Source organism: uncultured Thiodictyon sp. (assembly GCF_903946935.1).
In the GTDB taxonomy this organism is placed as follows: domain Bacteria; phylum Pseudomonadota; class Gammaproteobacteria; order Chromatiales; family Chromatiaceae; genus Thiodictyon.
The window spans coordinates 33025-43907 of sequence record NZ_CAJAXH010000137.1 but is presented as its reverse complement, the minus strand read 5'-3'; the positions used below and the strand labels follow the sequence as shown (position 1 = coordinate 43907).

Annotated in this window: 22 protein-coding genes and 1 pseudogene; all 23 read left to right on the top strand. The window is 62.2% G+C overall.

The window, feature by feature from the left end; all coding sequences use genetic code 11:
* Window positions 1-163, top strand: a pseudogene (gene tuf / locus QZX93_RS12210) (elongation factor Tu); the annotation flags it as partial.
* 4 nt (window positions 164-167) lie between these two features.
* Window positions 168-479 (top strand): 30S ribosomal protein S10, encoded by a 312-nt coding sequence (gene rpsJ, locus QZX93_RS12205; protein ID WP_100921353.1) that lies wholly within the window; start codon window positions 168-170, stop codon window positions 477-479.
* 10 nt (window positions 480-489) lie between these two features.
* Complete coding sequence (rplC, locus tag QZX93_RS12200; RefSeq protein WP_295386836.1) at window positions 490-1143, top strand: 50S ribosomal protein L3; 654 nt, start codon at window positions 490-492, stop codon at window positions 1141-1143.
* A gap of 2 nt (window positions 1144-1145) precedes the next feature.
* Complete coding sequence (gene rplD / locus QZX93_RS12195) at window positions 1146-1760, top strand: 50S ribosomal protein L4 (protein WP_295386830.1); 615 nt, start codon at window positions 1146-1148, stop codon at window positions 1758-1760.
* On the top strand, window positions 1757-2068 hold the full coding sequence (gene rplW / locus QZX93_RS12190) for a 50S ribosomal protein L23 (protein WP_295386827.1): 312 nt from the start codon (window positions 1757-1759) through the stop codon (window positions 2066-2068). Before rplD ends, rplW begins: the two co-directional genes overlap by 4 nt.
* A gap of 62 nt (window positions 2069-2130) precedes the next feature.
* Window positions 2131-2958, top strand: coding sequence for a 50S ribosomal protein L2 (gene rplB / locus QZX93_RS12185; protein ID WP_295386824.1), 828 nt, complete (start codon window positions 2131-2133; stop codon window positions 2956-2958).
* 31 nt (window positions 2959-2989) lie between these two features.
* Window positions 2990-3268: a 30S ribosomal protein S19 gene (gene rpsS, locus QZX93_RS12180; RefSeq protein WP_295386821.1), complete on the top strand. Its 279-nt coding sequence runs from the start codon at window positions 2990-2992 to the stop codon at window positions 3266-3268.
* A 14-nt stretch (window positions 3269-3282) separates the two neighbouring features.
* Entirely contained in the window at window positions 3283-3615 is a 333-nt protein-coding gene (gene rplV / locus QZX93_RS12175) for a 50S ribosomal protein L22 (protein ID WP_295386818.1), read from the top strand.
* A 17-nt stretch (window positions 3616-3632) separates the two neighbouring features.
* On the top strand, window positions 3633-4316 hold the full coding sequence (gene rpsC / locus QZX93_RS12170) for a 30S ribosomal protein S3 (RefSeq protein ID WP_295386815.1): 684 nt from the start codon (window positions 3633-3635) through the stop codon (window positions 4314-4316).
* Window positions 4317-4319: 3 nt separating this feature from the next.
* Complete coding sequence (rplP, locus tag QZX93_RS12165; protein WP_295386812.1) at window positions 4320-4733, top strand: 50S ribosomal protein L16; 414 nt, start codon at window positions 4320-4322, stop codon at window positions 4731-4733.
* Window positions 4733-4933 carry a 50S ribosomal protein L29 gene (rpmC, locus tag QZX93_RS12160; protein ID WP_295386809.1) on the top strand — a complete coding sequence of 67 codons (201 nt, stop codon included), beginning with the start codon at window positions 4733-4735 and terminating at the stop codon, window positions 4931-4933. The genes rplP and rpmC overlap by 1 nt, the downstream gene beginning before the upstream one ends.
* On the top strand, window positions 4930-5190 hold the full coding sequence (rpsQ, locus tag QZX93_RS12155; protein WP_295386806.1) for a 30S ribosomal protein S17: 261 nt from the start codon (window positions 4930-4932) through the stop codon (window positions 5188-5190). Before rpmC ends, rpsQ begins: the two co-directional genes overlap by 4 nt.
* Before the next feature lie 78 nt (window positions 5191-5268).
* Complete coding sequence (rplN, locus tag QZX93_RS12150; RefSeq protein WP_295386804.1) at window positions 5269-5637, top strand: 50S ribosomal protein L14; 369 nt, start codon at window positions 5269-5271, stop codon at window positions 5635-5637.
* Between the two features lie 13 nt (window positions 5638-5650).
* Complete coding sequence (gene rplX, locus QZX93_RS12145; protein WP_295386802.1) at window positions 5651-5968, top strand: 50S ribosomal protein L24; 318 nt, start codon at window positions 5651-5653, stop codon at window positions 5966-5968.
* Between the two features lie 42 nt (window positions 5969-6010).
* Complete coding sequence (gene rplE, locus QZX93_RS12140; RefSeq protein WP_295386799.1) at window positions 6011-6550, top strand: 50S ribosomal protein L5; 540 nt, start codon at window positions 6011-6013, stop codon at window positions 6548-6550.
* Window positions 6551-6577: 27 nt separating this feature from the next.
* Window positions 6578-6883, top strand: a complete 306-nt coding sequence (rpsN, locus tag QZX93_RS12135; RefSeq protein WP_295386797.1) for a 30S ribosomal protein S14 — start codon at window positions 6578-6580, stop codon at window positions 6881-6883.
* 105 nt (window positions 6884-6988) lie between these two features.
* Entirely contained in the window at window positions 6989-7384 is a 396-nt protein-coding gene (gene rpsH / locus QZX93_RS12130) for a 30S ribosomal protein S8 (RefSeq protein ID WP_295386795.1), read from the top strand.
* 14 nt (window positions 7385-7398) lie between these two features.
* Window positions 7399-7932: a 50S ribosomal protein L6 gene (gene rplF / locus QZX93_RS12125; protein ID WP_295386793.1), complete on the top strand. Its 534-nt coding sequence runs from the start codon at window positions 7399-7401 to the stop codon at window positions 7930-7932.
* A gap of 12 nt (window positions 7933-7944) precedes the next feature.
* The gene (rplR, locus tag QZX93_RS12120) at window positions 7945-8301 is read left to right on the top strand and encodes a 50S ribosomal protein L18 (RefSeq protein ID WP_295386791.1); all 357 of its coding nucleotides are present in this window, start codon (window positions 7945-7947) and stop codon (window positions 8299-8301) included.
* Between the two features lie 10 nt (window positions 8302-8311).
* On the top strand, window positions 8312-8818 hold the full coding sequence (rpsE, locus tag QZX93_RS12115; RefSeq protein ID WP_295386787.1) for a 30S ribosomal protein S5: 507 nt from the start codon (window positions 8312-8314) through the stop codon (window positions 8816-8818).
* A 3-nt stretch (window positions 8819-8821) separates the two neighbouring features.
* Window positions 8822-9025, top strand: coding sequence for a 50S ribosomal protein L30 (gene rpmD / locus QZX93_RS12110; protein WP_295386784.1), 204 nt, complete (start codon window positions 8822-8824; stop codon window positions 9023-9025).
* A 1-nt stretch (window position 9026) separates the two neighbouring features.
* The gene (rplO, locus tag QZX93_RS12105) at window positions 9027-9485 is read left to right on the top strand and encodes a 50S ribosomal protein L15 (protein WP_295386781.1); all 459 of its coding nucleotides are present in this window, start codon (window positions 9027-9029) and stop codon (window positions 9483-9485) included.
* A 17-nt stretch (window positions 9486-9502) separates the two neighbouring features.
* Window positions 9503-10855: a preprotein translocase subunit SecY gene (secY, locus tag QZX93_RS12100; protein WP_295386778.1), complete on the top strand. Its 1353-nt coding sequence runs from the start codon at window positions 9503-9505 to the stop codon at window positions 10853-10855.
* The last annotated feature ends 28 nt before the right edge of the window (window positions 10856-10883 follow it).

Sequence of the window (10883 nt, the reverse complement as noted above, 5' to 3'; positions counted from 1 at the left end):
CTGCACCCTGCCGGAAGGCATTGAGATGGTGATGCCGGGGGATAACGTGAAGATGGTGATCAAGCTGATCAACCCGATTGCCATGGAAGAGGGCCTGCGTTTCGCCATCCGCGAGGGTGGCCGTACCGTCGGCGCCGGCGTGGTCGCCAAGATCATCGAGTAGATCAATGAATAACCAAAGAATCCGCATACGCCTGAAGGCCTTCGATCACCGTTTGATCGATCAGTCGGCGCGCGAAATCGTCGATACCGCCAAGCGCACGGGCGCCCAGGTACGCGGCCCGGTCCCACTGCCCTCCAAGAAGGAGCGCTGGACCGTGTTGGTCTCCCCCCATGTCAATAAAGACGCGCGGGACCAATACGAACTGCGCACCCATAAGCGTCTGATGGATATTGTCGATCCTACCGACAAGACCGTCGATGCGCTGATGAAACTGGATCTGGCGGCGGGCGTCGACGTCCAGATCAAGCTGAGCTGAGGGCGGAATCATGACGATTGGAGTGATCGGGCGTAAAGCCGGCATGACCCGCATCTTCACCGAGGCCGGGGAAAATATCCCGGTGACGGTGGTTGAGGTCCCGCCGAACCGGGTAAGCCAGTTAAAGACAACAGACACCGACGGCTATCGTGCCGTGCAGGTCGCCTTCGGCACCCGCCGGGCGTCGCGGGTGACCAAGCCGATGGCGGGTCATTATGCGAAGGCCGGCGTTGAGGCCGGTGAGTGCCTGAGTGAGTTCCGCCTGGAAGGCGACGAGGGCGCCGACCTCGAGGTCGGGCACGAGATCTCGGTTGGGATCTTCGCCCCGGGCCAGATGGTGGATGTGCGCGGTGTGACCAAGGGCCGCGGCTTCTCCGGCGGCGTGCGGCGCCACCACTTCCGCACCCAGGATGCGACCCACGGCAACTCGGTCTCGCACCGGGCGCCGGGTTCCATCGGTCAGAACCAGTCTCCGGGCCGGGTCTGGAAAGGCAAGAAGATGGCCGGCCATTTGGGCGCCGTGACTCGCTGCCAGCAGAGCCTGGAGGTCGTGCGGGTCGACGCCGAGCGTAACCTGCTGCTGATCCGGGGCGGTGTGCCCGGCCCCACCGGCGGTCGCCTGGTTGTGGTGCCGTCCGTGAAGTACAAGAATAAGGGCAAATAGTCATGGATCTCGCGATTCGCACTGACGCTGGCGGCGCCAGCAGTGTCCAGGTTTCGGACGCCGTATTCGGCGCCGAACTGAAGACCGGGCTGATTCATCAGGTGGTCACGGCCTATATGGCCGGTGGGCGCTCCGGCACCAAGAAGCAGAAGACCCGTGCCGAGGTCTCTGGCGGCGGGCAAAAGCCTTGGCGCCAGAAGGGCACCGGCCGCGCTCGTGCCGGCACCACCCGCGGCCCGCTGTGGCGTCACGGCGGCGTGACCTTCGCGGCCCGTCCGCGCGATTACACCCAAAAGGTGAATCGCAAGATGTACCGCGGTGCCGTGTGCTCGATCCTGTCGGAGCTGGCCCGTGCCGAGCGTCTGATCGTGGTCAATGAGTTTGCGGTCGAGGCACCCAAGACCAAGGAACTCCTTGGGCATCTGAAGACCTTGGGGGTCAGCGATTGTCTGATCATCACCGACGAGCTCGAAGAGAACCTCTATCTGGCCGCCCGTAATATTCCGGGGGTGGACGTGATGTCCGCTCAGGAAGTGGACCCGGTGAGCCTGATGGCATTTGAGAGCGTGGTGGCGACCGCAGCGGCCATCCGCAAGCTAGAGGAGCGCCTGTCATGAATCTGAATGCCGGCCAAAACAAAGAACGGCTGATGAAGGTTCTGCTTGGACCCCTCCAGTCGGAGAAGACGACCCTGATCGGCGAGTCCGGCCAGTACGCCTTCCGCGTCGTCGGCGATGCCCATAAGCGCGAGATCGGTCGCGCTGTGGCCCTGATGTTCGAGGTTGAGGTGGCTGGCGTCCAGGTGCTGAACGTCAAGGGTAAAGAGAAGCGCGTGGGCAAGCGCATCGGTCGGCGTCAGGATTGGCGCAAGGCCTATGTGCGGTTAAAGCCCGGCCATACCATCGATTTCGGCGTCGGCGCCTGAGCCCGGCCGTATTCAACCCGGATCAAACCCGGATTAAACCCGGACTTAGCGGATAGACGAACATGCCAATCGTAACGTCCAAACCGACCTCTCCCGGACGCCGTTTTGTCGTCAGGGTGGTGTCACCGGACCTGCACAAGGGCGCTCCTTACCACCCGTTGGTCGAGAAGCAAACCCGCCACGGCGGTCGCAACAACCTAGGCCGCATCACGGTGCGTCATCAGGGCGGCGGCCATAAGCAGCATTACCGGATCGTCGACTTCAAGCGCAACAAGGACGGCGTTCCAGCCGTCGTTGAGCGGTTGGAGTATGACCCCAACCGTAGCGCACACTTGGCCCTGCTCAAGTATGCCGACGGTGAGCGTCGCTACATCATCGCCGCCAAGGGTCTGAAGACCGGCAGCAAGGTGCAGTCCGGCGAAGGCTCGCCGATCAGCGTCGGCAATTGCATGCCGCTGCGCTATGTCCCGATCGGTGCCCAGGTGCATTGCATCGAGATGCGGCCCGGCAAGGGTGCGCAGTTGGCCCGCTCGGCCGGTGCCTCCGCCCAGTTGGTGGCCCGCGAAGGCGAGTACGCCACGCTGCGTCTGCGCAGCGGCGAGATGCGCAAAGTTCATACCGATTGCCGCGCGGCGATCGGTGAGGTGGGCAACGCGGAGAATAATCTTCGCAAGCTCGGCAAGGCCGGTGCAACCCGTTGGCGCGGTGTCCGCCCGACGGTTCGTGGTGTCGTGATGAACCCGGTCGATCACCCCCATGGCGGTGGTGAAGGTCGTACCTCCGGTGGCCGTCATCCGGTAACCCCTTGGGGTGTCCCGACGAAGGGCTACAAGACGCGTAAGAACAAGCGGACGGACGGCATGATTGTGCGCCGTCGCGGCCGTAAGTAAACCCGCAGTTAAGCAAGACGAGGTTGCATAAGTGCCACGTTCAGTAAGAAAGGGACCCTTTATCGACCATCATTTGGCGAAAAAGGTCGCAGAGGCGGTCGCGCAAAACAGTAAGCGCCCCATCAAGACCTGGTCGCGCCGCTCGATGGTGTTGCCGGAAATGGTGGGCCTGACTATCGCGGTCCACAATGGACGTTTGCACATACCGGTGCTCGTCAACGAAAACATGATCGGCCACAAGCTCGGCGAATTCGCGCTCACCCGGACCTACCGGGGACACGCCGCCGATAAAAAGGCGAAGAAGAAGTAGCCGGAGTGTCTGAGATGCGAGCCGAAGCCAAACTAAAATATGCCCGAATCTCGGCGCAGAAAGCCCGACTGGTCGCCGACCAGATCCGTGGCCTCCACGTCGAACGGGCACTCAACACCCTCGCCTTCAGCACCAAGAAGGGTGCCGCCCTGATCAAGAAGGTGCTGGAGTCCGCGATTGCGAACGCCGAGCACAACGCGGGCGCCGACATCGATGCCCTGCGCGTCGAGTCGGTTCAGGTTAACGAGGGGCCGACCATGAAGCGGATCATGCCGCGTGCCAAGGGGCGCGCCAACCGTATCATGAAGCGGACCAGTCATATCACCTTGACGGTGGCGGAAGCCTAAGGGGCCAGGGGACCAGTATGGGACAGAAAGTTCATCCGATCGGCTTCCGCTTGGGCATCGTCAAAGATTGGACGTCCAAGTGGTACGCCAATACCCGCGACTACGCGGATATGCTCAACAAAGACCTTGCAGTGCGCGCCTTCCTGAAGAAGGAACTGGCGAGCGCCTCGGTGAGCCGCATCCAGATCAATCGGCCGGCCAAGAACGCCCACATCACCATCCACACGGCGCGACCCGGGGTGGTGATCGGCAAGAAGGGCGAGGACATCGATAAGCTGCGCGCCAAGGTGTCGGCGATCCTCGGGGTCCCGGTGCATATCAGCATTGAGGAGATCCGCAAGCCGGAACTGGATGCGCAGCTCGTGGCCGAAGGGATCGCCCAGCAGTTGGAGCGCCGCATCATGTTCCGCCGGGCCGTCAAGCGTGCCTTGCAGAACACCATGCGTCTGGGTGCCGAAGGCATCAAGGTGAGCGTCGGTGGCCGTTTGAACGGCGCCGAGATTGCTCGCCGCGAATGGGCGCGCGAGGGGCGGGTGCCGTTGCACACCCTGCGCGCCGATATCGATTACGGCTTTGCCGAGGCGCGCACCACCTATGGGGTGCTGGGCGTCAAGGTCTGGATCTTTAAGGGCGAGGTGTTCGGCGACCAACTCCCCGAGGAGCCGGCGGTCAAGCAGACCGGTCGGCGGGAGAGGGGATAAGTCATGCTGCAACCCAAGCGCACGAAATACCGTAAGCAACAGACCGGACGTAACCGTGGTCTGGCCCAGAGCGGTAACCGCGTTTCTTTTGGCGAGTTCGGACTCAAGGCGACGGGGCGTGGACGCCTGACCGCCCGCCAGATCGAGGCCGCCCGCCGCGCCATCAGCCGCAAGGTCAAGCGCGGCGGCAAATTGTGGATTCGCGTCTTCCCGGACAAGCCGGTTTCAAAAAAACCGCTCGAAGTTCGTATGGGTAAGGGCAAAGGTAACGTAGAATACTGGGTCGCGCTGATCCAACCCGGTCGTGTCCTCTACGAGATCGAAGGGATCAGCGAAGAGTTGGCCCGCGAGGCCTTTGTGCTGGCGGCGGCCAAGTTGCCGATTCAGACCACCTTTGAGCGACGGACGATTCTGTGATGAAGGCGAAAGAGCTTCGGACCAAGAGCACCGAGACGCTGCAGGAGCAGCTCGAGGGTCTGCTGCGCGAGCAGTTCAACCTGCGTATGCAGCGGGGGGTGGGGCAACTCACCCGACCTTCCCAGATGCGGGCGGTACGGCGGGAGATCGCCCGGATCAAGACGGTGATGACGGAATTGAAGGTGGGCGCGAAATCATGAGCGACGAAAATCAGGTCAACCGCACGCTGAGTGGGCGCGTGGTCAGCAGCGCGATGGACAAGACCGTCACCGTGTTGATCGAGCGGCGGGTCAAGCACCCGCTGTACGGCAAGTTTCTGACCCGTTCGACCAAGATCCACGCCCACGATGAAGACAACGCCTGCGGTGCAGGGGACCTGGTGCGCGTCGAGCAGTGCCGGCCCTTGTCGAAGACCAAGAGCTGGCGTCTGCTCGAGATCGTCGAGAAGGCCCGCTAGCCGACCCCGCTGATTGACTCAGGGGGCTCGCAACGTCGCATTGCGGTCGTCGCCATCAGCAACACTAGGTAGAGAACAATGATTCAGATGCAAACTCATCTGAGCGTCGCTGATAACAGCGGCGCCCGGAACGTCATGTGCATCAAGGTGCTTGGCGGATCGCATCGGCGTTACGCGGGCATCGGCGATGTGATTAAGGTCACCGTCAAGGATGCGATTCCGCGCGGTAAGGTCAAGAAGGGCGATGTTTACAGCGCGGTCGTCGTGCGTACCCGCAAGGGTGTGCGTCGCCCCGATGGGTCGGCGATCCGTTTCGACGGGAACGCCGCGGTGCTCCTGAACAATCAGCTCCAGCCCATCGGTACGCGCATCTTCGGACCCGTGACCCGCGAGCTGCGCGGCGAGCGGTTCATGAAGATCATTTCACTTGCACCCGAAGTGCTGTAAGGAGTCCCCTGTCATGCAAAAGATCAAGAAAGGGGATGACGTGATCGTCATCACCGGACGGGACAAGGGCAAGCGCGGTACCGTGCGCCGGATTCTCGCTGACAGCCAGGTGCTGGTCGAAAACGTGAACATGGTCAAGAAGCACCAGAAGGCCAACCCCCAGAAGGGGCAGGCCGGGGGCATCATCGACAAGGAGATGCCGCTGGCGATCTCCAATGTGGCACTGTTCAACCCGCAGAAGGGCGCTGGCGATCGGGTCGGATTCAAAACCCTTGATGACGGTCGTAAGGTTCGGGTGTTCAAGTCGAATGGCGAAGTGGTTGACGTATAGTCCGGCGTCACGGCCCGGCCTTGGAATGATTTAGGTAGCGAAATGTCCAGATTGCAGACCGTTTACCGCGAGCGCATCGTCGGGGAGCTGAAGGAGAAATTCGGCTACCGCAGTGTCATGCAGGTGCCGCGCTTCGAGAAGATCACCCTGAATATGGGGGTCGGCGAGGCCATCGCCGATAAGAAAGTCATGGATTTTGCCGTGGCGGATATGCGTGCCATTGCCGGGCAGCAGCCAATTGTCACCAAGGCGCGCCTGTCGGTGGCCGCCTTTAAGATCCGTGACGGTTGGCCGATCGGCTGCAAGGTCACGCTGCGCCGGGAGCGGATGTACGAGTTCCTGGATCGGCTGATCAGCGTCGCCATCCCGCGTATCCGTGACTTCCGGGGGTTGAGCGCCAAGTCGTTCGACGGCCGTGGGAACTACTCCATGGGCGTGAAGGAACAGATCATGTTTCCGGAGATCGATTACGACAAGATCGATACCCTGCGTGGTCTCGACATCACGTTCACCACCTCGGCCCGCACCGACGAAGAGGCCCGTGCGCTCTTCGAGGCGTTCAACTTCCCGTTCCGCACCTGACGCGCGGCCGGACTTTAAGGAAACACGATGGCTAAGACCAGCATGATCGTACGCGACCGTCGCCGCAGCGAGATCGCCGCCAAGTACGCCACCAAGCGCGCCGCGCTCAAGGCCGTGATCAACGACCGCAGCGCGACGCCGGAAGCGCTCGACGAGGCGCTCGCGAAGCTGCAGAAGCTGCCGCGGGACGCCGGTCCGACGCGCCAGATGCTGCGCTGCCGGATCACCGGTCGCCCGCATGCGGTCTATCGGAAATTTGGACTCTCGCGCAATAAGCTGCGCGAGGCGGTGATGCGCGGCGACGTGCCGGGTGTCGTCAAGGCGAGTTGGTAATATCTCCGGTATTTCGGCCTGGGCGTCCCGGGCCGACATCCACTTCTTCGGGTATCGCACCGTGACGGTGGCCTGACCCACCACGTGTGTCACTAGGAGCAACACATGAGTATGTCGGATCCGATTGCGGATATGCTGACACGCATCCGCAACGGCCAGCAGCGCGGCAAGATCACGATTGTGATGCCGTCCTCCAAGCAGAAGGTCGCCATCGCGGCCCTGCTGAAAGAGGAAGGGTATATTGCCGACGCGCAGGTCGAGACCAATGGCGTCAAGGCGCAACTGGTCGTTAAGCTCAAGTACTATCGCGGCAAGCCCGTGATCGAGTTCTTGAAGCGCGTCTCCCGTCCCGGGTTGCGGATCTACCGCGGCCAGGGCGAATTGCCCCGCGTTTGGGCCGGTCTGGGGGTGGCGATCGTCTCCACCTCCCACGGGCTGATGACTGATCGCGCGGCCCGCCAGGCCGGATACGGCGGCGAAATCATCGCCTTCGTGGCCTAACGGAGGAGCAGCTCATGTCACGCGTTGCAAAGGCCCCGATTAACGTCCCCACCGCAGTGAAGGTGCAGTTGGACGGTCAGTTGGTGAAGGTTCAGGGCAGCCAAGGCGCCCTGGAGTGGACAATACACCCCACGGTTGCGGTGGCGTACGAGGATGGCGTCATCACGGTCGCCCCGGCGGCCGGCCAAGAGAACAGTTGGGCCATGGCGGGTACCACCCGTGCTGTACTCAATAATATGGTGGTCGGCTGCGGCACCGGGTTTTCGCGCAAGTTGACGCTGGTCGGCGTTGGCTATCGCGCGGCGGCCAAGGGCGATGTGCTGACGCTCAGCCTGGGTTTCTCGCACCCGATCGACTATCCGGTCCCCGCCGGCATCACGATTGTGACGCCGACCCAGACCGAGGTCGTCGTCAGCGGCGCCGATCGCCAGCGCGTTGGGCAGGTCGCGGCCGAGATCCGCGCCTATCGTCCGCCGGAGCCCTATAAAGGCAAGGGTGTTCGTTACGCGGACGAAGATGTCCTGCGTAAGGAAGCCAAGAAGAAATAAGGGGTATAGCCAATGGACAAGAAACACGCTCGGTTGCGTCGGGCGGCCAAGACCCGCGCGAAGATTAGTGAGTTGGGTGCGTATCGGCTCTGTGTCCATCGCACGCCACAGCACATCTATGCGCAGATCATCGCCCCCACTGGGGACCTGGTGGTCGCGTGTGCCTCCACGGTCGATAAGGACTTGCGTCAATCGATCACGGGGCACAAGGGTAACGTGGGCGCCGCGGCAACCATCGGCAAGGCCATCGCAGAACGCGCCTTGGCGAAGGGCATTGAACAAGTGGCGTTCGACCGCTCCGGGTTCCGCTATCACGGGCGCATGAAGGCGCTTGCTGATGCGGCCCGCGAGGGCGGACTGAAATTCTAGGGGCTGTACCATGTCGAACTTCAATCCCAAGCCGGAAGGCGATGGCCTTTTGGAAAAGCTGGTGGCGGTCAATCGCGTCGCCAAGGTGGTCAAGGGCGGGCGGCAGTTCGGCTTCGCCGCGCTGACGGTGGTCGGCGACGGCAAGGGCCGGGTCGGCTATGGTCGCGGCAAGGCCCGCGAGGTCCCGGTTGCCATCCAGAAGGCGATGGAAAGCGCCCGTAAGAACATGATCGACGTGAAGCTGCGGGGGACCACGCTCCAGTATCCGCTGCAGGGTAGCCACGGTGCGGCGAAGGTCTTCATGATGCCCGCCTCCGATGGCACCGGGATCATTGCCGGTGGCGCGATGCGCGCGGTCTTCGAGGTGCTGGGGGTGGCGAACGTATTGGCCAAGTGCATCGGGACCAACAATCCGATCAACGTGGTACGTGCGACCGTCTCTGGGCTCAAGGGCATGAACGATCCCGAGACCATTGCCGCCAAGCGCGGCAAGACGGTCGAACAGATCCTGGGGTAGGCAATGCCAAATAACACGCCAGACAAGAAGATGATGAAGGTGCAGTTGGTCCGTAGCCAGTACGGACGGCTGGCCAAGCACCAGGCCTGTGTCCGTGGACTGGGCCTGCGCCGGATGCATCAGGTGGTGGATGTCGAAGACAATGTCTGCACGCGCGGCATGGTCAACGCTGTCTCTTATATGGTCAAGGTAGTGGGGGAGGCCTGAGATGCGATTAAATACACTCACGCCCGATGCCGGTAGTAAGGCGCCGGCCAAGCGTCGCGGTCGCGGCATTGGCAGCGGGCTCGGCAAGACCGGCGGCCGTGGCCATAAGGGCCAGAAATCCCGCGCCGGCGGCTTCCACAAGGTGGGCTTCGAGGGTGGCCAGATGCCCTTGCAGCGTCGGCTGCCGAAGGTGGGTTTTCGCTCACTGACCGCCCGCAACCGTGAAGAGATTCGCCTGAGCGAACTCGGCCGGATCAGCGGCGACGTCGTGGACCTGAAGACGCTGCTGGAGGCCGGGCTCATCAAGCGTTCGACCACCGCCGCCAAGATCATGCTCTCCGGTGTGGTTGAGCGCGCCATGACGGTGCGTGGCATTGCTGTCACCAAGGGTGCGCGTGCCGCCATCGAGGCGGCGGGCGGTAAGGTCGAGGAAGCGACCAGCGACCAGGTCGAGGAATAACAGAAGGACCCTTGCCGATGGCTAAAAATCCCTCATTGATGGGACAGTCGCTCGCCGGGATGGGGCGGCTGACCGAATTGAAGCAACGCCTGCTGTTCCTGGTTGGGGCGTTGTTGGTGTACCGCATCGGCACCTTTATTCCGGTCCCCGGGGTCAATCCCGAGGCCCTGGCGATTCTCTTCGAGTCGAATAAGGGCTCCGTCCTGGACATGTTCAACATGTTCTCCGGTGGCGCCCTGCAACGCGCTAGTCTGTTTGCGCTGGGCGTCATGCCCTATATCTCGGCGTCGATCATCGTGCAGTTGATGACGTCGGTGATACCGGTTCTGGAGCAGTTGAAGAAGGAGGGCGAGCAGGGGCGTCGCAAGATCACCCAGTACACGCGTTACGGCACGGTGGCACTGGCGGGCTTCCAAGCGCTGGGCATCTCGCTGGCGCTCCAGGGGCAGACCGCGGGCGGTACCGCCTTGGTCAGCAATGCCGGCCCGGGCTTCGTCTTTACTGCGACGGTCTCGCTGGTCACCGGGACCATGTTCCTCATGTGGCTGGGCGAGCAGATTACTGAGCGGGGTGTCGGCAACGGGATCTCCATGATCATCTTCTCTGGTATCGTGGCGGGCTTGCCGGCCGCGCTCGGGGGTACGCTGGTCTTGGTTGAGAACGGCGAGATGAACCCGATGGCCGTACTGGTGATGTTGGCCATGGTGGTCGCGGTCACCGCCTTCGTGGTCTTCGTGGAGCGCGCGCAACGGCGGATCACCGTGAATTATGCGCGGCGCCAGCAGGGGCGCAAGCTGATGCAGGCGCAGAGTACGCATTTGCCGCTGAAGATCAACATGGCCGGTGTGATTCCGCCGATCTTCGCCTCCAGCATTCTGCTGTTCCCGGGGACCCTGGGGCAGTGGTTCGCGAACGACGAAAAGCTGCGGTGGGTGACGGACATCACCTCCAAGCTGTCGCCCGGGGAACCGATCTATGTCATCGTCTACTCGGCAGCGATCGTATTTTTCTGCTTTTTCTATACCGCGCTGGTGTTCAATGCGCGAGAGACGGCAGACAATCTGAAACGTTCAGGGGCCTTCATCCCGGGTATCCGGCCGGGTGAGAACACCGCCAAGTATATCGACCTCGTGATGACCCGCCTGACGGCCGTGGGTGCGATTTACATCACAACGGTCTGTTTGCTGCCGGAGTTCCTGATTGTCAGTTATCACGTACCCTTCTATTTTGGAGGCACCTCGCTCTTGATCGTGGTGGTCGTGATCATGGACTTTATGGCCCAGGTTCAGGCTCATCTGATGTCCCACCAGTACGAGGGGTTGATGAAGAAGGCCAACCTGAAGGCTCCCGGCGCAGGCATGCTGCGCTGACAGGGGGCCCCAAGCATCTTTAGGAGAC

Excerpts from the sequence above, each read along its gene's own strand:
- rpsJ (WP_100921353.1), top strand. The coding sequence starts at position 168 with ATGAATAACCAAAGAATCCGCATACGCCTGAAGGCCTTCGATCACCGT.
- secY (WP_295386778.1), top strand. The coding sequence starts at position 9,503 with ATGGCTAAAAATCCCTCATTGATGGGACAGTCGCTCGCCGGGATGGGG.
- rplB (WP_295386824.1), top strand. The coding sequence starts at position 2,131 with ATGCCAATCGTAACGTCCAAACCGACCTCTCCCGGACGCCGTTTTGTC.
- rplF (WP_295386793.1), top strand. The coding sequence starts at position 7,399 with ATGTCACGCGTTGCAAAGGCCCCGATTAACGTCCCCACCGCAGTGAAG.
- rplW (WP_295386827.1), top strand. The coding sequence starts at position 1,757 with ATGAATCTGAATGCCGGCCAAAACAAAGAACGGCTGATGAAGGTTCTG.
- rpsE (WP_295386787.1), top strand. The coding sequence starts at position 8,312 with ATGTCGAACTTCAATCCCAAGCCGGAAGGCGATGGCCTTTTGGAAAAG.
- rplP (WP_295386812.1), top strand. The coding sequence starts at position 4,320 with ATGCTGCAACCCAAGCGCACGAAATACCGTAAGCAACAGACCGGACGT.
- rplC (WP_295386836.1), top strand. The coding sequence starts at position 490 with ATGACGATTGGAGTGATCGGGCGTAAAGCCGGCATGACCCGCATCTTC.
- rpmC (WP_295386809.1), top strand. The coding sequence starts at position 4,733 with ATGAAGGCGAAAGAGCTTCGGACCAAGAGCACCGAGACGCTGCAGGAG.
- rplR (WP_295386791.1), top strand. The coding sequence starts at position 7,945 with ATGGACAAGAAACACGCTCGGTTGCGTCGGGCGGCCAAGACCCGCGCG.
- rplD (WP_295386830.1), top strand. The coding sequence starts at position 1,146 with ATGGATCTCGCGATTCGCACTGACGCTGGCGGCGCCAGCAGTGTCCAG.
- rpsN (WP_295386797.1), top strand. The coding sequence starts at position 6,578 with ATGGCTAAGACCAGCATGATCGTACGCGACCGTCGCCGCAGCGAGATC.
- rpsQ (WP_295386806.1), top strand. The coding sequence starts at position 4,930 with ATGAGCGACGAAAATCAGGTCAACCGCACGCTGAGTGGGCGCGTGGTC.
- rplV (WP_295386818.1), top strand. The coding sequence starts at position 3,283 with ATGCGAGCCGAAGCCAAACTAAAATATGCCCGAATCTCGGCGCAGAAA.
- rplE (WP_295386799.1), top strand. The coding sequence starts at position 6,011 with ATGTCCAGATTGCAGACCGTTTACCGCGAGCGCATCGTCGGGGAGCTG.
- rplO (WP_295386781.1), top strand. The coding sequence starts at position 9,027 with ATGCGATTAAATACACTCACGCCCGATGCCGGTAGTAAGGCGCCGGCC.
- rpsC (WP_295386815.1), top strand. The coding sequence starts at position 3,633 with ATGGGACAGAAAGTTCATCCGATCGGCTTCCGCTTGGGCATCGTCAAA.
- rplN (WP_295386804.1), top strand. The coding sequence starts at position 5,269 with ATGATTCAGATGCAAACTCATCTGAGCGTCGCTGATAACAGCGGCGCC.
- rpsH (WP_295386795.1), top strand. The coding sequence starts at position 6,989 with ATGAGTATGTCGGATCCGATTGCGGATATGCTGACACGCATCCGCAAC.
- rplX (WP_295386802.1), top strand. The coding sequence starts at position 5,651 with ATGCAAAAGATCAAGAAAGGGGATGACGTGATCGTCATCACCGGACGG.
- rpmD (WP_295386784.1), top strand. The coding sequence starts at position 8,822 with ATGCCAAATAACACGCCAGACAAGAAGATGATGAAGGTGCAGTTGGTC.